The sequence below is a fragment of the Photobacterium kishitanii genome (genome assembly GCF_003026355.1).
Classification (GTDB): Bacteria; Pseudomonadota; Gammaproteobacteria; order Enterobacterales; family Vibrionaceae; genus Photobacterium; species Photobacterium kishitanii.
This window is the reverse complement of the sequence record NZ_PYON01000008.1, coordinates 42436-61588: the sequence shown is the minus strand read 5'-3', so window position 1 is coordinate 61588 and position 19153 is coordinate 42436. Positions and strand designations below refer to the sequence as shown.

The 19153-nt window shown below is 37.3% G+C and carries 16 protein-coding genes; 5 read left to right on the top strand and 11 right to left on the bottom strand.

The window, feature by feature from the left end:
• Nucleotides 1-19: 19 nt before the first annotated feature.
• The 6 genes from C0W29_RS10935 to C0W29_RS10910 form a co-directional block, all read right to left on the bottom strand.
• A complete protein-coding gene (locus tag C0W29_RS10935) occupies nucleotides 20-1546 on the bottom strand; it encodes a cytochrome c peroxidase (RefSeq protein ID WP_054262117.1) in 1527 nt (508 codons plus the stop codon).
• 314 nt (nucleotides 1547-1860) lie between these two features.
• A complete protein-coding gene (locus C0W29_RS10930) occupies nucleotides 1861-3252 on the bottom strand; it encodes a sensor histidine kinase (protein ID WP_045044653.1) in 1392 nt (463 codons plus the stop codon).
• Between the two features lie 15 nt (nucleotides 3253-3267).
• Nucleotides 3268-3933, bottom strand: a complete 666-nt coding sequence (locus C0W29_RS10925; RefSeq protein ID WP_045041158.1) for a response regulator transcription factor — start codon at nucleotides 3931-3933, stop codon at nucleotides 3268-3270.
• 160 nt (nucleotides 3934-4093) lie between these two features.
• Nucleotides 4094-5353, bottom strand: a complete 1260-nt coding sequence (locus tag C0W29_RS10920) for an ABC transporter substrate-binding protein (protein ID WP_045044835.1) — start codon at nucleotides 5351-5353, stop codon at nucleotides 4094-4096.
• Nucleotides 5354-5451: 98 nt separating this feature from the next.
• Nucleotides 5452-7431, bottom strand: a complete 1980-nt coding sequence (locus C0W29_RS10915) for a HAMP domain-containing methyl-accepting chemotaxis protein (protein ID WP_045044652.1) — start codon at nucleotides 7429-7431, stop codon at nucleotides 5452-5454.
• Between the two features lie 893 nt (nucleotides 7432-8324).
• Complete coding sequence (locus C0W29_RS10910) at nucleotides 8325-9554, bottom strand: trypsin-like serine protease (RefSeq protein WP_045044651.1); 1230 nt, start codon at nucleotides 9552-9554, stop codon at nucleotides 8325-8327.
• 351 nt (nucleotides 9555-9905) lie between these two features.
• Between C0W29_RS10910 and C0W29_RS10905 the strand changes: the two genes are divergently transcribed.
• Nucleotides 9906-10478, top strand: coding sequence for a PhnA domain-containing protein (locus tag C0W29_RS10905; protein ID WP_036789940.1), 573 nt, complete (start codon nucleotides 9906-9908; stop codon nucleotides 10476-10478).
• Between the two features lie 77 nt (nucleotides 10479-10555).
• Here C0W29_RS10905 and C0W29_RS10900 read toward each other — a convergent pair whose 3' ends face one another.
• Together C0W29_RS10900 and C0W29_RS10895 are read right to left on the bottom strand one after the other, a co-directional pair.
• Nucleotides 10556-10990, bottom strand: a complete 435-nt coding sequence (locus C0W29_RS10900; RefSeq protein ID WP_045041155.1) for an RDD family protein — start codon at nucleotides 10988-10990, stop codon at nucleotides 10556-10558.
• On the bottom strand, nucleotides 10983-12416 hold the full coding sequence (locus C0W29_RS10895; protein ID WP_045044650.1) for a coniferyl aldehyde dehydrogenase: 1434 nt from the start codon (nucleotides 12414-12416) through the stop codon (nucleotides 10983-10985). Before C0W29_RS10895 ends, C0W29_RS10900 begins: the two co-directional genes overlap by 8 nt.
• 181 nt (nucleotides 12417-12597) lie before the next feature.
• On the opposite strand from C0W29_RS10895, the gene C0W29_RS10890 reads away from it, so the two are divergent.
• Nucleotides 12598-13257 carry a glutathione S-transferase gene (locus C0W29_RS10890; protein ID WP_045041153.1) on the top strand — a complete coding sequence of 220 codons (660 nt, stop codon included), beginning with the start codon at nucleotides 12598-12600 and terminating at the stop codon, nucleotides 13255-13257.
• 130 nt (nucleotides 13258-13387) lie between these two features.
• Nucleotides 13388-15691, top strand: coding sequence for a phosphocholine-specific phospholipase C (locus C0W29_RS10885; RefSeq protein ID WP_045044649.1), 2304 nt, complete (start codon nucleotides 13388-13390; stop codon nucleotides 15689-15691).
• 43 nt (nucleotides 15692-15734) lie between these two features.
• Here the strand turns inward: C0W29_RS10885 and speG are convergent, their stop codons facing one another.
• A complete protein-coding gene (gene speG / locus C0W29_RS10880; protein WP_036789927.1) occupies nucleotides 15735-16259 on the bottom strand; it encodes a spermidine N1-acetyltransferase in 525 nt (174 codons plus the stop codon).
• A 106-nt stretch (nucleotides 16260-16365) separates the two neighbouring features.
• Nucleotides 16366-17265, bottom strand: a complete 900-nt coding sequence (locus C0W29_RS10875; RefSeq protein WP_045044648.1) for a LysR family transcriptional regulator — start codon at nucleotides 17263-17265, stop codon at nucleotides 16366-16368.
• A gap of 131 nt (nucleotides 17266-17396) precedes the next feature.
• Between C0W29_RS10875 and C0W29_RS10870 the strand changes: the two genes are divergently transcribed.
• Complete coding sequence (locus tag C0W29_RS10870) at nucleotides 17397-17921, top strand: NADPH-dependent FMN reductase (protein ID WP_045044647.1); 525 nt, start codon at nucleotides 17397-17399, stop codon at nucleotides 17919-17921.
• Nucleotides 17922-17987: 66 nt separating this feature from the next.
• On the opposite strand, the gene C0W29_RS10865 is transcribed toward C0W29_RS10870, so the two are convergent.
• Nucleotides 17988-18317 (bottom strand): hypothetical protein, encoded by a 330-nt coding sequence (locus C0W29_RS10865; RefSeq protein ID WP_045044646.1) that lies wholly within the window; start codon nucleotides 18315-18317, stop codon nucleotides 17988-17990.
• A gap of 213 nt (nucleotides 18318-18530) precedes the next feature.
• Between C0W29_RS10865 and C0W29_RS10860 the strand changes: the two genes are divergently transcribed.
• Entirely contained in the window at nucleotides 18531-18902 is a 372-nt protein-coding gene (locus C0W29_RS10860) for a VanZ family protein (RefSeq protein WP_045041147.1), read from the top strand.
• The last annotated feature ends 251 nt before the right edge of the window (nucleotides 18903-19153 follow it).

Sequence of the window (19153 nt, the reverse complement as noted above, 5' to 3'; positions counted from 1 at the left end):
TAATAAATACTAGATGTAATTAAGCTTGTGTTTCAGTCGGTAGTTTACGCCCTGTTACTTGCTGCCAGACTTGATCTTTCGCGCTGCCACACACTTGTTGGCCATTGACATCATGACAATTAGGATTAGTTAATTTCTTACCCTGATATTCACCAGTCAGTGTTTTTAAATAAGCAACCATCGCCTTGGTTTCTTGCGGCGTAAAATCAGTATTACATTGGTACTTCGCCATTGCATTAACCGCTTCTGATAACGTTGCTGCGCGGCCACCAGAAAAGTAAGGCCCAGTAACGGCAACATTACGCAAATTAGGCACTTTGAAGTAATGCATATCTTTTTTATCATGAGTAACTAAATAACGCCCTTTATCACCCTCGAGATGTTTACCTTTAAGATCACCAAAGAAGCTACTATAAACACCCATCTTCTCGTATGACTGGCCACCCATACTTTGACCGACGTGACAAGTTTGACACCCCGTTTTTAAGAACAGCTTAAAGCCTTCAATTTCTTGTGGTGTTAACGCGCTTAAATTACCTTCTAAGTATTGGTCAAAACGACTGTTAGGCGTGATCAGTGTTTTCTCATATTCAGCAATTGCATTGGTAATGTTCGCCCCTGTCATGCCGTCTTTATAAGAATTATCAAACAGTGCAACCAATTGTGGATCTTGCTTAAGCTTGGCAATGATATTACCCCAGTTCTTTGACCCCATTTCAACAGGGTTAAAAACAGGTCCAGCAGCTTGAGCGGCTAAATCTGCAGCACGTCCATTCCAGAATTGACTCATATTAAATGCAGAGTCATACACTGTTGGAGCATTCATCGGATCATCTAGATTATTAATACCTAAACTGGTCGGTAAGTTATCTGTACCCCCCGTATGGATAGAATGACAACTAGAGCAGGCATACTTATTATTAGCTGATAAGTGAATATTATTGTAAAGCGATAAACCTAAGGCAACTTTAGCAGGATCTGTTTTAAATACGGTATGAATAGGCTGAATAGCCAAATTCTTAAATTGTGGCGCTGCAGTTGGATTTGGATAATATTGCTGACGTTGATGCATAATCCAATCTAGCAATAGCTGTCTATCACTACTATTAAGGTAGCCTGATGGCCAGTGTATAGCTAAATATTTAGGAATTGGCATTGAGTTGTTATCAATAACAAACTCTAATTTGGCAAGAGCAACTTGACTCACTGCTTGATGATGTTCAACTGCTTGTACGACCGGTGCAAGCTCAAAGGATTGGTTAGCCTTATCGATATCAACTTGCATTGTTTGCTTTACACCAGGAACTTTCGCATAAAACGGCAATGGGCTATTAAGTGTATGACAGTCGGCACAGCCTTTTTCTGCTAACAATCGCATAGCTTGTGCCGAAAGATCATCGATATTATGCAATGATAAAGCATCTAAGCGCTTATTGGCTAAGTTGACATCTTCTTTATGTACAGCATATACAATTGCACCATAACCAACGATACCTAACGCTACAGCACTCACAATTGCTTTTTTTATATATTTCTTATTAATCATGATATTACTCTTTTGAAAACTTCCTCGCGCGCAATATATACGCTTACAGAATAATTCAAACAGCTAAATCATAAAACAAACACGTTAGTTGATTCAAATCAATATGATGTGTAAGTATGTATCACCTTGTTAATAGCAAAAAACAGCTAAATAGATAACATTAACAACATAAATTTATAAAACAATAACAAAGTGGATAACAATCACACACACAATCGATAAAGTAGATTAATATCGACAATTTTAATCTACTTTATCTAAAAATCTGTCTTATTAATCCTATTCCATAAACAATAGTTATTTAACTATTGTTCTTATTTATTCATTATTGGTAACAATAGTTGGATAGACAATCCTTGAGGCTGACGATTTTCAGCATTAACGCTGCCATTCATTACTACCATTGCTTCTTTGACAATGGCTAAACCAAGTCCATATCCACCTGATTGTTTATCTCGTGCACCTTCAATACGTGTAAAAGGATCAAAAATACGCTTTAGATGTTGTTCAGCGATACCATGACCATTATCCTCGACGCTTAACTGTACAAACTCTTGACCATCAATGACCACCAGCGCCGAAATCAAATGAATATGAGCCTCTTCGCCTGCATATTTAATAGCGTTGCCTAATAAATTGTTCACAGCACGTACAATTAGTCGACTATCTCCAATCACTAATGGCATATTGTTATCAATATCGGTGGTGAATGTTTGATGTTTCCCAAGTAAAGTTTCAATATTAGCAACTGTAGTTAAGCATAAACTCTCAACATCAATCGGCGTCAAATTGACGTTTTCAGTTGTATTTTGTAATTGATTAAACTCTAAAATTTCATTAACTAATTGATTCATTTCTTCAGATTCACGTTCCAATCGGTCAACAAGGTGTTGATGCTCAGGCTCTACTCGTTTTCTCATTAGGTGCAATGATAAGTTGTGGCGCGCTAACGGTGTCCGTAGTTCATGTGATACATCACGAATCAGGCGACGCTGACGTTCAGACAATATTTGGATCTGCTTCGCCATTTCATCGAAATCAGTCGCTAGTGATTTAAACTCAATAGTACTATCACTAACTGTATTCGCGACTCTTACTGAAAAATCGCCATTGGCAAGGCTACGACTCGCCTCTCGCAATGTATTTAATGGCCGTTGTAAATAACGCGCAATAAGAAATGAAAACATAAACAAAATTAAGACGGCAATCACTACTTGAATCAAACCAAAATAAAATGAAAAGTATTTAGCAGGATGTAGTTGATGTGGCAGCTGTACCATCAATTGATTGCCATCTTTTAATGGAATAGCAAAAATCGGCTGATTAACACGCGAGTCTAAAAGAGTGTTAATTCCACGTGCATAATTAAGTTTAAATGCAAAATGAGGGTGCATTTTCCTATCCCCCATTTCATGTTGATCCTTATCTAACACAAATAAATAATAAGGCTGCTGTTTTTCCCATAGGCCTAATTGTTGCCTATCTCCATTATCAATGAGTTGTTGGGCTTGTTCTGCCATAACAAGCATATTTTGTTGAACTTTCTTAGGCACATGCAGCATTGTCTTAACTAATGCTATTTCAGCTAAGTTTTGCAGCAATAATATTAATAACAAACTAACAGTAAAATACGAAAAAAGACGCACAACCAGACCATGCTGCTGATGCGGTTTATACCACGCTTTACGCTGAGAGAGGCTTTCCACAACATGATCCTTTCATTAATTATTAACGTTTTCGGTGTAACTATATCCTCTACCACGAACGGTTTTTATATGTAACTTAGACATTCCAGCTAGCACAATTTTACGGCGTATATTGCTGATATGCATATCAAGATTACGATCAAATGGACTAAGTTCTTTTTTAAGCACTTGCTGTTGGAGTTCCGCTTTTGATACCACTATGCCACCATGCTTAATTAAGTATTCTAACAATTCGGCTTCAGTACTGGTTAATGGCAAACGTGACATTTCAGCCGCCATATTCTCTTCACCAGATCGAATCATATGTCGCTGATGCTCAAGACCAACACGACGTAAAATCGCACTAATACGTGTTAGCAATTCAGGGACTTTAAACGGCTTGGTAATAAAATGATCGGCACCAGCTTGCAAACCATCAAGCATCGTCTCTTCGTCACCTAATGCAGTTAACATTAAGATCGGGGTTGCAAATCTCTGACAAATGCGACGCGCGACTTGCATACCATCCAAATTCGGCAACATGACATCGAGTAATACTAAGTCGACACCTTTATTTTGCAAATACTCAATTGCTGATTCACCACAATGAACACAACTGACATCATGACCTTCATCTTCTAGCACTTCGGTCAGCAATTCACACAACTGAACATCATCATCAACAACTAATATTTTCGACACAATCAATCACCTAAAAAGAAAACATCGCATAATAATATGCTTAATATGTATATATCAACCATGCATCAACAACCACATGATCATTCACACTATTAGTCTGATTGATCATGTGACTATTGACACATTTTGGGATGATCTAACTACAATATATTGTTAATTATTATTGAGCTTGATTGGATATTGGAGCCATGGCTTGACACATTTCAGCTAATGTTTTGACATCTCGCTGTGGTTGATACCAACTATTTAATCCCGTTTGCACTACTGTAACTGCTTCTTCTGGCGTCATAGTACCATTTAATACTCCAGCACTGGTTTCCCATAATTGCTGTTCAAAATCAGGTTTACCACGAGAAAGTATTTGGGCTGAATTACGAATAGTTGAATCACAGCTATTACGCCATGCCATCATTTCATTCGCTATCGGATGAGTAACATCAAAAAAGTGATTTGATAATGAGAAAAAACCGGGAATACCATTCGTTAATAATTCAGCAAACTCAGCGGTTGTCATCCACTGTAAAAATGCTATTGCTGCAGCATTTTTTTCTGATTTGGTATTTAGCCCCATACCTAAATCAGTATGATCACTGATGTAACATTCATCCCCCTTATTTACTACAGGCGGTGAAAACACACCAAAATCAACACTGTTCTCAAAGGTGGAAATATCCCATGACCCCGTTGGGTAAATAGCGGCTTTACCACTTTTAAACAACTCAATAGCGTTAGCATAACTACGTTGAGTGTAATTAGTGCCTAAATACGGCGTCCAACTTGCTAATGCACGATACACGTTAAGATATGACACGTCAGTAAAACGTTGTTGCGCTTGAATCAATCCTAAACGTCCATCTTCACCTTGCCAGTAATTAGGTCCGATATTTTGAAAGCCCATTGTCGCAGCTTCCCATTTATCTTTAGTTCCTAATGCAATCGGCACATAACGTTGACTGGACTTTATCTTTTCAAGCACTTGTTTAAATTCAGATGTTGTTGTTGGTACCTGAAGATTTAAGTCAGAAAAAATGGTCTTATTGTAAAAAAAACCATGAATAACTGATGCCATCGGCAAACAAAAGGTTTGGGCGCCTGAATCAGTTTGCCACGGACCTAAAGCAAAACTAGGAAAATTTTCCATCCCTTGCATTTCGGTAATATCACTAAAATGTCCTTGCTCAAATAACGCTAATGAGCCATCAAATGGACGACACGCGATCAAATCACCGGCACTACCTTGAGCGAGATCATTATCTAACTGTTTATTAAAGGTCGATGGATCGGCAGGGGATCGGTACGTTACTTTTATATTGGGATAATGTTTATTAAACGCTGGAATAATTGTTTTATCCCAAATGGTATTATCATTACGCCATGAATCAATAACCACCTCTCCCCGAATAGGTTCAGGGTTAGCCATAACTAAGCTAGGCACTAAGAATACTCCACCACAGATCATTTTAATGACAGAATAAAATCGAGAACCTGAGCACTGATAAAAAGATAAAAATGACATAATTAGACCTTAAAACGTTCAATCAATTGACGTTGTTGAGCAGCCAGTTGCGATAACGCTTCACTGCTTTGTGAGGATTCTCTTGCTTCACTTTCTGCGTTATATGCCACCGCAGCTATACCATTAATATGTTCAGACACATCTTGGCTAACAGAAATTTGTTCTTCTGTTGCGTGTGCTACTTGTATCGCCATATCTAAAATAAGATGCATTCGCTCAACAATAGTCTGTAGAGCAATATCCGTAGAACGGGCTTGTTCAACACATTGCTCAGTCTGAGTTTGCGAGCGTGTCATTACTTGCGATACCTGTAAGGTATTTTTCTGCAAGTTAGTGATCATATGCTGAATTTCTTCCGTTGATTGTTGAGTACGATTGGCGAGAGCCCTCACTTCATCAGCCACAACGGCAAAACCTCGACCTTGATCCCCTGCTCGCGCTGCTTCAATTGCAGCATTAAGAGCGAGTAAATTAGTTTGCTCAGCAATACCACGAATAACGTCTAGAATACTGCCAATGTTATTAGAGAATTCAGACAATTTTTGAGTAATAGCAACCGCTTCTGTCATCTCAGTAGCGAGTTGTTCAGTAATAGTACGACTGGTTAATACCAACTCTCGTCCTTGCTGCGCAGCTTGGTTAACTTCATTAACTTCTTCAACAGTTTGCTCTGTTGAACGCGAAATTTCTTTGGCACTCACTTCTAATTCTGAGATTGCAGCAGCAACTTGATCGGTACGAGATTTTTGGTCTTCAACTCGATTCATGGCTTTTTCACTGGTCGCTGCTGTTTTTGTCGCTTCGGATACCAAATGTGCTGAACCAACATTTATTTGGGTTAATATCTCTGTCATGCTCGCCGATAATTGATCAATTGAACGAGATAATGCGCCAAACTCACATCGCGAGCGATAATTAGTCCGTTGAGTCATATCGCCTGCTGTCATTTTCTTAAGCACTGAATTAATTCGTACTAATGGCGTATGGATACTTTTAGCTGTCGTTATAGCGACAACTAATGCAATAACAGCAGAGATAACCGCAGCAATAATAATGCTCAATGTGGCTTGATTAGCCGCTTCATCCGCCGCTTGTTGGCTTGCTTTAGCATTCGCTTGAGCATAAGCCATATAGTCAGTTAATGCCCGCTGAGTCGCTGTAACTTGTTGATTTGATTTTTCATTTAAATCAGCCAGTTGGGTTGCTAAAGTGTGCTGTTTTTCCATCACAGCCAGCATACTATTATCACCCAACGTAAGTTCATAAACTCGATTTAAGTTTTTGCTATAACGCGCTTTAACATCTTTTGCCACATCGATGCGTGTAATCCCCTGCTTAGCCATTTCAATATCTTTGGTTAATACTGCAGATAATGTCTTAAGATCAGTTTGTGGAGTAGCTCGACGAACATTTTTTAAATCACGGCTAATACCACTGGTAATCAGTTCAGCACGATTGCGTAACGATCGCTTATGGCTAGCACTTTGAATAAGCAGATTGGCTGCCGATTGGTAGGTATCTTCAAGATGAATGAATTCAAGATTTAACCTTTGATGCTGACGCTTAACGGCTAACCACTGATTATAACGTTCAATCGCAGTATTCGATGATGCAAAAAACGCATTAGCGACCAATAATGCCGCAGCTAATTCAGTTTGTGCTCGCTCATCAACGGCATATAATTGAGCTTGTTGTTCCAGTAATCGAAAACGATGCTCCGCTTTTTGGACATCAACCTTTTTTACAGCCAATAAATTAATATTGGTTGTGGTTTGATAATCAATCACCTTTAATTGATTTTCTCGCAAATTCGCCAATAGCTGACTAGCAGAAATAACCATCGGTGTTGACACTTCAGTAACATGTTGTAATCGACTGTGAATTCTATCGGTATTACCATAACTTACCCCACCAACAATGAGAATAAGCACCAGCATTAAAGTAAATCCCGCAATGGTACGTTGAACAATTGAGAATGACATACAGCGCTCTACTGTAAAGGAATGAAGCCATTACCAATAACGGTATCAATAATGGATAGCCGCTAAATATAATTATTTCGGCGTCCAAAATAAAAAAATATCATTCATTTCAATACATAGATCACACTATTTTACTTCTAAATTCGCATATGGAATATCATCAACTACCGAATAAAACCTCCCCCAAAAAAATGCTGTAGTTGCTATATTTAGAAACACAATATCAACATTTAGATTCCAATAAAGGCTTACTCATAATTTAAAATTTTAAATATTAAACTTTATTTGAATGCCGAATACACAAAATACGCTTTCTGTTTGATCATTGAACTAAATCAATAAATTTATCGTTATTAATAAATTTCAATTAACTATATATTGACTTTACCAGAGGCTGCACCAAATCTAGCTTTAACGCATTTCCCACAGAGTTATGCACAGCTTCTGTGGATAACGCAGTTTTTGGGGATAAAACAATAAAACATCATACAATTAATTTCTCATATATTCAAAGCTGAAAACAACAAACATAACCAACTGATATTAAACAAAAACAATAAAAAAAACACATTTTCTTAAATCTAATTGCAATAAAAATCAACTAATTTATTACTTTATTTCGATACCCAAAAGACTTCAATTGTTAATTAAATGTAACTTATACATTAATTTCTTATACTATTCACAAAATTATCAACGATAACCCACCGCCTTTAATATAAAATAAAAACGAGTTCAATAAATATTGAAAATGTAAAAATATAAAAACAAGCCATTGTTTAATAGATAAAAAAAATGGAAGTCTAATGATAAAATAGACTTCCACTTTAATATAAAAAAAATCAATCATTAGTATTGGTTTAATTACATTCTTATTACTGCATCTATGCTATTTAAATTCTTAAACGTCTGAAAAACACACCGCCGCAAAGCAATAATAAGCCAATAAAACCAAAACTACCGCCACTATCGCGATCTTTACCTATATTACAATTGTTCGCTGAAAGACTATCATTACAATCTTCACTGTCAGTATCATCATATTTATCAGCAAGGAAATCAGGTGGCGTAATTGGATTACTTGGCACTTTACTTATGTTATCAACAATCCAATTAGTATAGTTACCAACACGGGCATAAAAACTAGGTAGTGTCATCGATCCACATTTTAGCTCACCAATAATACCACCGCTAACAATACCTATTTGGAACCATTTTCCACTATCATCTTGAGCCAAAATTGGCCCCCCACTATCACCAAAACAAGCATCAATACCATAAGGCGTGTTGTCTATATAGCCTGAGATCTCAGATGGTAATGCACATAATTTAGTAATATTTGCTGGGTTATCAATGATTAACCCAGGATGCTCATTGGATTCAAGGCGGTTATAGCACAGATCTATAGGAAATAGGCTTAGCATTGCTTGTTGCAAAGTATCAGAAGCTGAGTCACTACTTCCTGACGGATCGGTTACTCCCCAACCGAGTACTTTGAGATTTTTATCATGTATTGTCGAACCTTGAAAATCACTATTATTCCATTGTTGGTTTAATTTTTTTTCAATGTCTATAGCCTGCTCTTGCGTAGGTAAATTAACTTGGCCAACACGACTAAACTTACGATTAACGCGGATCAACGCAACATCATTATCTAACACAGTAGTAATAACTTCAGTTGTAACCTGGTTATTACTCTCTGTGGTTGTTTTTATGATCGCGTCAGGACTATAGTCAGGATATACCACTACATGAGTTGCTGAAAATATGTGATTTTCTAATGGTCGACTGTTATCTATTAGTCCAACCGTAATGGTAATATCTGAAGGTGCTATCACTACGGTACTTTCACCACTCCCAGTTACCACACAATGAGCAGCTGTTAATACCCACTGATCATTAATAATCGTTGCACCACAAAAAGGCTTTTCTGCTACTTTATTATTTCGCAGTGACGCCATAAAATTTTCACTAGCAGGAGTATTACTATCAACATCATCGCCACCGACAACATACGGTGAAACAGTATTAGACAACATTGCTACATCTGTGGATGCGCATACAGGAGTTATCACACTTACTGTAATCGCTAGCATTAACGTACTATATTTATACAAAAACATCCTTGTTTTCCTTTACCAGAGTCATCATTGCTGTAGCTTACCCTTCTCATTTATCAGCTGCAGATCGAAACTAATACGCTGCGATAAGACTCGTTTTTTTTATGTAAATGCAAATGCCACCAGCATACAAATTGTTTTATCACGCAGTTTCCATATCAAAAGTTATCGTAAGTTACGTAACTTAATAGTTAAAAATGATTATTTACTGATACAACCGAGTTAACAAAATAAAGCCGAATGGATATTAAACAGTCTGTTGTACTATAAATTTCGTGTTCAGGGACTAGTTTACTTTTATTCTGTACAATAGAACGGCATAATATTGGCACAATAAATCAATGGACAATTCCCATGACTATCGAACAAGCATTAAAAACGCGTAGTGAATCAAAATGTGAGCTATGTTCTTCTGAAAACAATCTAGCGGTATACGCTGTTCCTGCTTCTGAAGACAAGAGCGCGGGTTGTTGTGTACTACTTTGTGATACTTGCCGTGGTCAGCTTGAAAATCCAGAAACAACTGACGAAAACCATTGGCGTTGTCTAAACGACACCATGTGGAGTCAAGTTCCTGCTGTTCAAGTTATGGTATATCGCCAACTTAAGCGTCTTTCGACTAAAACTGATTGGGCAATGGATCTCGTTGACATGATGTATGTAGAAGATGACGTTAAAGAATGGGCTGAAAAAGGTCTTGTTGAAGAAGAACAAGCTTCAATCCCTACCCGTGATGCAAACGGTGCCATCCTTCAAGCTGGTGATAGCGTAACTATCATTAAAGATCTACCAGTTAAAGGTTCAAGTATGGTTATCAAGCGTGGTACGCCAGTACGTAACATCAGCTTGACTGATAACCCACTTCACATCCAAGGCCGTGCCGACGGTGTGCAAATGGTGATCATCTCAGCTTACACTAAGAAGTAATTCTGACTGTATTTGAGAATAAAGAAAGCCGCTGTTGAAACGATCAACAGCGGCTTTCTTGTATTTTTAATACTGTTTTATTTATACCGTTTAACGACAATGGTATTGGCTAATTTATCATGCCAACCTTGCTTTCTTTTATCCCAACCAACCCACATTAAACCAAGTCCTAAAGGAATGGTTGACACAAAGTAGCCTAAATAACGTATCACTGATTGTTTCACTGTTGGCTTATTGCCTGTTTTAGCATCAACGATCTGTGCTTTGATCACCATTTTCCCAGGCGTGGCTGATTTATAAATCCAAAATAAAATCACGCCTACAAACGGTAATATATAATTAATAATGACATCCATAGGTCCAATGATAAACGTATCAGTTTGAGGGTGCATTTCACCGTAGACTAAATACATTAACGGTGCACTAATCAAGGCTAAAATAGCGGTATCAATCAAACTAGCTAACACCCGCTGCCAGAACCCTACATATGTAATTATTATTTCATTATTCATAACGAGATAGCTTTCTATTTATAATAAAGTTAATTAATCGCTTACCTATTTGTCCATAAGGCGCATAAAGGTACTTAGTTGAGCTTAAAGCCGCTTGGTACATCACTGGACGCATTTTTGATAACCGTTCAAAGCCATCACGACCATGGTAATGCCCCATACCACTGTGCCCGACACCACCAAAAGGCAAATCCTCTTGCGCAACGTGTAACATAACATCGTTCAACGCAACCCCACCTGAACGAGTTTGGTTTAATACTTGCTGCTGAACTGCTTTGTCATTACTGAACAAATACAGCGCTAATGGTCGCTCTCTCGCATTAATATAATCTAATGCTTGTTGGAGCGTTTTATAAGTCACGACCGGTAATATAGGCCCAAAAATTTCCCGCTGCATCACCGTCATCGAGTCTGTTGGCTGACAAACAAGCTGCAATGGAAATTTACGTTGTTTTGAGTCAGGTTCAGAATGAGGGATCAAATTAATCACCTTTGCTCCCTGCTCAACGGCATCTTCGACGGTATCACACAAGCGGGAGAAAGAAGCATCATCAATAATTGAAGTGTAATCAGGATGTTGAATATCACTGAACCGCAGCGCCATTATTGCTTGTGATTGTTTAATAAGCTCACTTTCTAACCCTTCAGGGATCAGTAGATAATCAGGAGCAACACAAGTTTGGCCGCTGTTATATACTTTACCACCAAGTATTCTCGTCAAAGCCTTATGCACATCGTAATCATCAGCTAGAATAACTGGTGACTTACCGCCAAGCTCTAGCGTAACGGGTACTAAATGAGTTGCCGCAGCCGCCATGACCGCTTTACCTGTGGTAGTCGAACCGGTAAAAATCAAGTGATCAAATGCCAACGTTGAAAAAGCAATCCCCGTTTGTCCCTCTTCAGCAATAATGCAAATTTTTTCATCACTAAATACATCTGCAAATAATTGCTGTAGTAACAGGCATAAATGTTGAGAGTTTTCTGACATTTTAACCATCACTCGATTACCCGCAGCCAATGCAGCGACCATCGGTGCAATGGTTAAAAATAAAGGGTAATTCCATGGCACAATAATGCCAACCACGCCTAAAGGCTGTGGGATAAGCCTATTTTTAGCCGGTTGAAACCATAAAGAAGTATGTCGACGCTGAGGCTTCATCCATCTTTTAACCTGCTTGATAGCGTCATTAAGAGATTCTAACGAAGTAAATATTTCTAATAATGCCGTCTCACTTGCAGATCGACAGCCAAAATCAGCTGCAATTGCTTGGCAAATCTGTTGTTGATGCTGGGTAATTAATTGTTTTAATATCTTCAAATCAGCAATTCGCATCTCAGCGGTTGGCATTGGCTGATGCATGAACGCCTGATATTGCTGCTGGCGACGCTGTTCAAGTACATCGCTTATAGATAAATCACTCATAATATCCCTTTATAATATTTGTAAACTCTATATCTAATATACCCATAGCTTCACTATTACAAATAGAATTATTATCGTTATATTAAGTAGCAATACAACGAAGAATGGGGCTAATGTCTTCTTTATTAATATTTGCACTAAACTTAATTATATTAAAGGACAGAATCTTTCGGAGGGATGAATGACACAACCTATACTCTATACGCTACGGCAATGCCCCTATGCTATTCGGGCACGCTTAGGTCTACGCCTTGCTGAACAAAATGTAGAAATACGTGATATTTCACTAAAAAACAAACCAGCAGAAATGCTTGCCATTACTCATAAAGGCACTGTTCCGCTATTAGTATTAGGTAATGGCGATTATATTGACGAAAGCTTAACGATCATGGTTTGGGCACTGAACCAGCATGATCCACAAAATCTATTATTAGCCGATAGCAGCCATCTGTTTACTGATATGCTCAACCTCATCGCCCGTAATGACTGTAAATACATTGCAGCACTAGAGCACTATAAAGCTGATATTCGCTATCACAATCCCGATGTCGCTATCTATCGAAACTTATGCCAGTCATTCCTTGATGATCTTGAATTACGACTAGAAAAACACAGCTTTTTTATGTGCGATAAACCAAGTCTCGCTGACTATGCCATTTTACCATTTATTCGCCAATTTTCGCATGTTGAAAGACAATGGTTTCGCCATGCTCCCTACCCTAAATTAAAAGTTTGGTTAGAACAGCATTATCAGGATCCTATCTTTTCAAAAGTCATGGAAAAAAAACAATTATGGCAACCGACACGATTAATAAGCAATTCTCATCAAGAAACTGTATAGATAACACAATTAATCAATACTATTTTTTATACGTAATAAAACTAACATGTTAATCAAACAAAGCTGACATACTCATTACGCATACTGCAATTAACTTATTTATTAATAACAGTATGCGTAAGGAATACCAATGATCAGTAACAGTCGTCGTTCATTTATTAAGACAACAGCCATTACCGCCGCTGGTGCCGCAGCTATTTCCAGCTCTTCAAATGTATTTGCAAGTATAGAAAAAGCCTTATCCATTCCTGCTAATCGTCACCATGGCAGTATTAAAGATGTTGAACACGTAGTTATTTTGATGCAAGAAAACCGAGCCTTTGACCATTATTTTGGTACTTTGCCTGGCATTCGTGGCTTTGGGGATCGATTTCCATTAAAACAACCTAATGGCTCTTATGTATGGCAACAATTTAATGAAACCCCCGATCCAAAAGTTGGCAATTATGTCAGCGAACTTTTACCTTGGTATTTTAATACCTCAGAAAATATTGGCTATGAGCGCTTTGGTGGCACACCACACTTCTATGATAATGCTCAACAGGCTTATAACCATGGAAAAATGGATCAGTGGTTACCACAAAAAAGTGATCGCACTATGGGTTATTTTTGCGAACAAGAGTTAGCGTTTCAATTTGCATTAGCTAACAACTTTACACTTTGTGATGCATATCATTGTAGTTTACATACTGGCACAAACCCCAATCGTGTCATGTTTTGGACTGGAACTAATGATGCTTATGGTAAACGTGGTGGGCCAGTTTTGACCAATGCCAATGAAGATTTTCATCACGATAAAAATCTTAGTGATAAAGAAAATTATCATTATGATATGGAAGACGCTTTTCGGTGGAAAACCTATCCGGAGCGATTAGAAGACGCTGGTGTTTCATGGCGCCTATTTCAAAATATCGATAATAATTATACCGATAATCCATTACACGGATTTAAATCCTTCCGCAAACTGCATTATAAAGATCGCCAACATCCACTCTATCAAAAAGGTATTGGTACAGATAATCGTCTATCAATAGAAATATTTGAAGATCAATATAACAGTAGTGAAGGTTTACCACAGGTCAGTTGGATTGTATGTGAAAAAGAGTACTCAGAGCATCCTGGACCATCGTGTCCACTTCAAGGTGCAGCATATACCGCTAAAGTGCTTGATATTCTTACCTCCGATCCTGATGTTTGGGCGAAAACAGTATTTATTATTACCTTTGATGAAAATGATGGTTTATTTGATCATATGCCGCCTCCTTCAGTACCTCACCGCGATCCTCAGGGTAACCAATATGGCAAAAGCAATATTAAAACAGATGGTGAATATTATTATGACACCGCATATCCAGGAGGAGCAGGTAAAGAGTTTATCCATAATGCTTCCCACGGACTTGGGCCACGCGTACCAACCTACATTATTTCGCCTTGGAGTACGGGGGGAAATGTTAACTCTGAACTCTTTGATCATACATCAGTATTACAATTTTTAGAGCAGTTTACTGGGGTTCGAGAAGACAATATTTCACCGTGGCGACGCGAAGTCTGTGGTAATTTAATGTCGTGTTTTGACTTTGAAAAAAAAGATGCAACGGTTGATATTCCCGATGAGGTAGTAACAGATATAAAGACTGCAAATGCTTATCGAGCCGAAGCAGATCAATGGAATGAAGATCATGGTGAACCTAATATTCCTCAATCTAATTTAGTCGGCCTTCCAGCAGTAGATCACTATGTTCGCCCTTCGTGTGATTTACCTTACTCACCGCAAGTTGATATTCAAATAAAATCACAAGCTGTTCTATTTGAATATAAAAATAACGGTAAAAAATCGATTGTTTATCAAACATATAACTACGTACCAAGCAACAATAGTATCATGATTGACGAAAATGATATCGACTTAACAATGCCTCGTAATTATACGGTAATGCGTAAAAACGGAAATCCGCTAAAACCTATCGTATCGGATAAATGGTCTGTGGGTAAAAATACCGATATTGATTTAATGACTTTTGGCCCCAATGGTTTTATTCGCCATATAAAAGCCAATACCAGCGATCATCAAGAATTACCATTGATAGAAATTCGTCACAAAGCACTTCGAGGCCATAAACAGCGTCCACATTTAGCCGTTAAGATTATAAATCCAAGTGATCAAGATACCATCATTGTTGTAAAAGATAACAGTTATGGAAATAAAACCGAAAAGCATCGTATTAAGGCAGGAAAAACAGAGCATATAGAACTGAAGTTAAATAAGCATTGCTGGTATGACGTCACAATCACATTAAAACAACAACCTAATTTTAGCTTACAAGCGGCTGGCCGAGTTGAACAACAACATAGACACAATTACCAAGCCTGCTCAGACCCACAAATGGGTAATCTGAGTAATACTCCTGAACTTGAAGCATTAATCGTTCGTTAAGCAGCTATCACCCTGACAGTATTGCACTGTCAGGGTCATTTTATTATTTATTACGACTAGCGATATATTGATCTTGTAGCATGTACATACGCTTAACGTCTGTGTATTGCCCATTAATGAAGATTTCCTTCACTAAATGGCCTTCTTCAATAAAGCCACACTCTTCATATAAGTGAATCGCTTTTTCGTTTTCTGTTGCTACATGTAAATACACTTTATGTAAATTCAAAATCGTAAATGCATAGTTCAAAGCACGATTAATTAATGCACGTGCATAACCGCAGCCTTGAAAGTCAGGAGCAATAATAATCTGAAATTCAGCACTACGATGAATGCTATTTATTTCTACTAATTCAACTAGCCCAATCGATTCTTTTTCATTGTTTTCTGCAATAAAACGACGCTCAGTGCTGTCATGAATATGCTTACGGTAAAGTTCTTCCAACTCATAGAATGACTCATACGGTTCTTCAAACCAATATGACATAATGGCACGGTTATTATTTAATTGGTGAATAAAACGTAAATCTGTTTGTTCTAAAGCACGAAGGCGAATTTCATTATTCATAGTGGTTATCCATTTCCTAAAAACTATTTTTCTAGAAAATATCACTAAAACATAAAAACAAAAGACTAAAAATGTAAAATTGTACGACAATAGATTCAAAAAACATCTACTTGCTCATTATGAGCTCTAATAAGTCAATAAATCGTCTCACTTTTGCAGATAAATGTTTGCGACTAGGATACACAACGTACACATTTACTAGTGTACTATCAAACTCAGTGAGTAATACCGTTAACTCACCACTTTGCAATTGTGCTTCAATATAAAATGCAGGCACATGACAAATACCTGCTCCATTAACCGTCATCGCAACCATCATCGGCGTATTATTACAGCGTAACTTTTGCTGAACATCAACATTAAAAGTGTTGCCATCAGCATTGCTATATTGCCAACGATTAGACTTCTTCAAATTGCTATAACATAAGCAATGATGATGAATAAGTTCAGATGGATGCTCAGGAGTACCAAATTGTCGCAAATAAGAAGGTGCCGCCACTGTGTATATTTTGCTACTAAAAAGACGTTTACAAATAATACTTGATTCAGTTAATGCGACTGATGCGCGAATAGCAAGATCATAACCATCGGCAACAACATCTACCGTTTTATCATTTAAATCAATATCTAACTGCATATCAGGATACAGGGATAAATAGTCACTAAATGCCTGTTGCAAATATTGAGTCCCTAACCATACCGGGCAGCTTATTTTAAGTATCCCCTTTGGATTTAGGCTATCTTGCGAAATTAGCCCCAACGCCTGCTCAGCATCCGTTATCAAGTGTACGCACTCTTGATAATACACTTCACCTTCAGGAGTAAGCGCTACTGAACGCGTAGTGCGATTAAGCAACCTTACTCCCAAGCGCGTTTCTAATTTATTTATTTCTTTACTAATATGTGAGTTTGAATGCCCTAGCACCTCAGCTGCTGCACCGAAGCCACCACTTTTAATAACTTGAACAAAAATAATAATACCATCAAATAATTTATTATTAGTCATATGGAAACAGTTAAAACACTTTTGGTCTATTAATTAATTTAGACTGTCAATATACACTGGAACAACACTAACAAGGTATCGTTATTAACCAATCAATATATCGAATCAAAGATTATAATTAGGAATTAAACATGAAATTACTTACTTTTGCAGCTAGTAGCAGTCGCCAATCAATTAATAAGCACCTTGCAACATATGCAGCATCATTAGTTGCAGGAGCTGAAATTGATTTATTAGATATTAATGATTTTGAAATGCCACTTTATAGTATTGATCGTGAAACAGAATCAGGTATTCCATCATTAGCACAAGATTTTTTAGATCGTATCGCTCAAGCTGATGCAATAATTATATCTTTTGCAGAACATAATGGTTCATATACTGCCGCCTATAAAAACTTGTTTGATTGGGCATCACGCATTGAACCTAAAGTATATCAAAATAAACCGATGGTATTACTGGCGACATCACCTGGCCCAGGTGGCGCAAATACGGTATTAACAACGGCAGTTAGCTCTGCTCCCTATTTTGCAGGTGAAGTAAAAGCGTCATTATCAATTCCTAGTTTCTACGATAATTTTGACCTTGTTACAGGAAAGGTAACTAATGCAGAATTACATCAACAATTACAAACAACGATTAGTACACTACGCTAATACTATTATTAAAAAGGCAGTATTTATATCGAAAATACTGCCTTTATCATCAAACATAGGACATAACTAAAAAAGACTTGGCTGTGAATGATAATCAGAACCTAATGCTTCAATCGAGGCCACACCATCAAAATGTACAATCCACGCCATATTGCTACGCGGAAACTCTTTTGCTATCGACTTTTTTAGCTGCTTAAGTAAGCTAGTGCTATCAAGAGTCAGTGTTTTATTATCGAAACCAAATTGATTAAATACAAAATGATCGACATCTTGTTTTAGCACCACAATACCGCGGTCTTTTTTAAATGTTCTCGCTTCTATCGCCTCACCTGCAACCATAACAGGTAGTGCACGTTGAAAGGTATGAAACAGTTGTGATATATGAACTTTAGCCATGGGTTATCCAGCTTTATTAATAATATAAAAGCAATCATTATCATAGAATGTAGCCATTGCCATACTCTATTCAATTATAATTAACACAGGTGTAAGTAAGCCTGACCTCCATTGCCCTCGCCGTATTTAACATCAATACGCTACTATCGTCGTTGTTATCAAAGAGTAGCAGCGGTATAATTTATAAAATAATTTATACCGAGACTTGCTACCATGTCGCGCATAAACCACTTTTTTCATTCGTATTGGAAATTAATTAGCCTACTTATACTAGCTTTAATTACCGTCTTATCTCTAACGCCCCAAGCTGAGTTACCAGTAGTTGTCGGAACAGATAAAACCCATCACTTTATTGCTTATGCTGCATTAATGTTTGCCGTAGGTTTTGTTAAACCCAGACACTGGCAATGGATAGCTATTTTTTTCTTTTGTTGGAGCGGCGCAATTGAATTAATTCAACCTTACGTAAACCGCTTTGGTGAGTGGCTAGATCTTGCTGCGAATACTGGCGGATTAATAAGTGGCTTTATTATTGCTAGAATTATGGCTTATTTTTGTCACAAACACCTTAATTCAACAAGCTGATGATAATCATTTATTCTTATTCCCTGACCGATTGTTGACAAAATAATGGTTATTTAGGTTTATTTTGTCTATACCTGAAGAGCACCTTTATTGAGCTTATTTTTAGCTCATCGAAACAATAGATCAACATAAGATTGGCTGATAATTCGACATATAATGAGTAAATAACATAATTAGAGCTAAATATAAGATTACTTTTTTCAATAAAAAAATTGATAACAATATACAAAATAAATAGAAAAACATTTCTA

Coding starts and splice junctions, on each gene's coding strand:
- C0W29_RS10935 (WP_054262117.1), bottom strand. CDS start 1,546: ATGATTAATAAGAAATATATAAAAAAAGCAATTGTGAGTGCTGTAGCG.
- C0W29_RS10860 (WP_045041147.1), top strand. CDS start 18,531: ATGTCGCGCATAAACCACTTTTTTCATTCGTATTGGAAATTAATTAGC.
- C0W29_RS10870 (WP_045044647.1), top strand. CDS start 17,397: ATGAAATTACTTACTTTTGCAGCTAGTAGCAGTCGCCAATCAATTAAT.
- C0W29_RS10865 (WP_045044646.1), bottom strand. CDS start 18,317: ATGGCTAAAGTTCATATATCACAACTGTTTCATACCTTTCAACGTGCA.
- speG (WP_036789927.1), bottom strand. CDS start 16,259: ATGAATAATGAAATTCGCCTTCGTGCTTTAGAACAAACAGATTTACGT.
- C0W29_RS10875 (WP_045044648.1), bottom strand. CDS start 17,265: ATGACTAATAATAAATTATTTGATGGTATTATTATTTTTGTTCAAGTT.
- C0W29_RS10900 (WP_045041155.1), bottom strand. CDS start 10,990: ATGAATAATGAAATAATAATTACATATGTAGGGTTCTGGCAGCGGGTG.
- C0W29_RS10915 (WP_045044652.1), bottom strand. CDS start 7,431: ATGTCATTCTCAATTGTTCAACGTACCATTGCGGGATTTACTTTAATG.
- C0W29_RS10895 (WP_045044650.1), bottom strand. CDS start 12,416: ATGAGTGATTTATCTATAAGCGATGTACTTGAACAGCGTCGCCAGCAG.
- C0W29_RS10885 (WP_045044649.1), top strand. CDS start 13,388: ATGATCAGTAACAGTCGTCGTTCATTTATTAAGACAACAGCCATTACC.
- C0W29_RS10890 (WP_045041153.1), top strand. CDS start 12,598: ATGACACAACCTATACTCTATACGCTACGGCAATGCCCCTATGCTATT.
- C0W29_RS10905 (WP_036789940.1), top strand. CDS start 9,906: ATGACTATCGAACAAGCATTAAAAACGCGTAGTGAATCAAAATGTGAG.
- C0W29_RS10910 (WP_045044651.1), bottom strand. CDS start 9,554: ATGTTTTTGTATAAATATAGTACGTTAATGCTAGCGATTACAGTAAGT.
- C0W29_RS10920 (WP_045044835.1), bottom strand. CDS start 5,353: ATGGCTAACCCTGAACCTATTCGGGGAGAGGTGGTTATTGATTCATGG.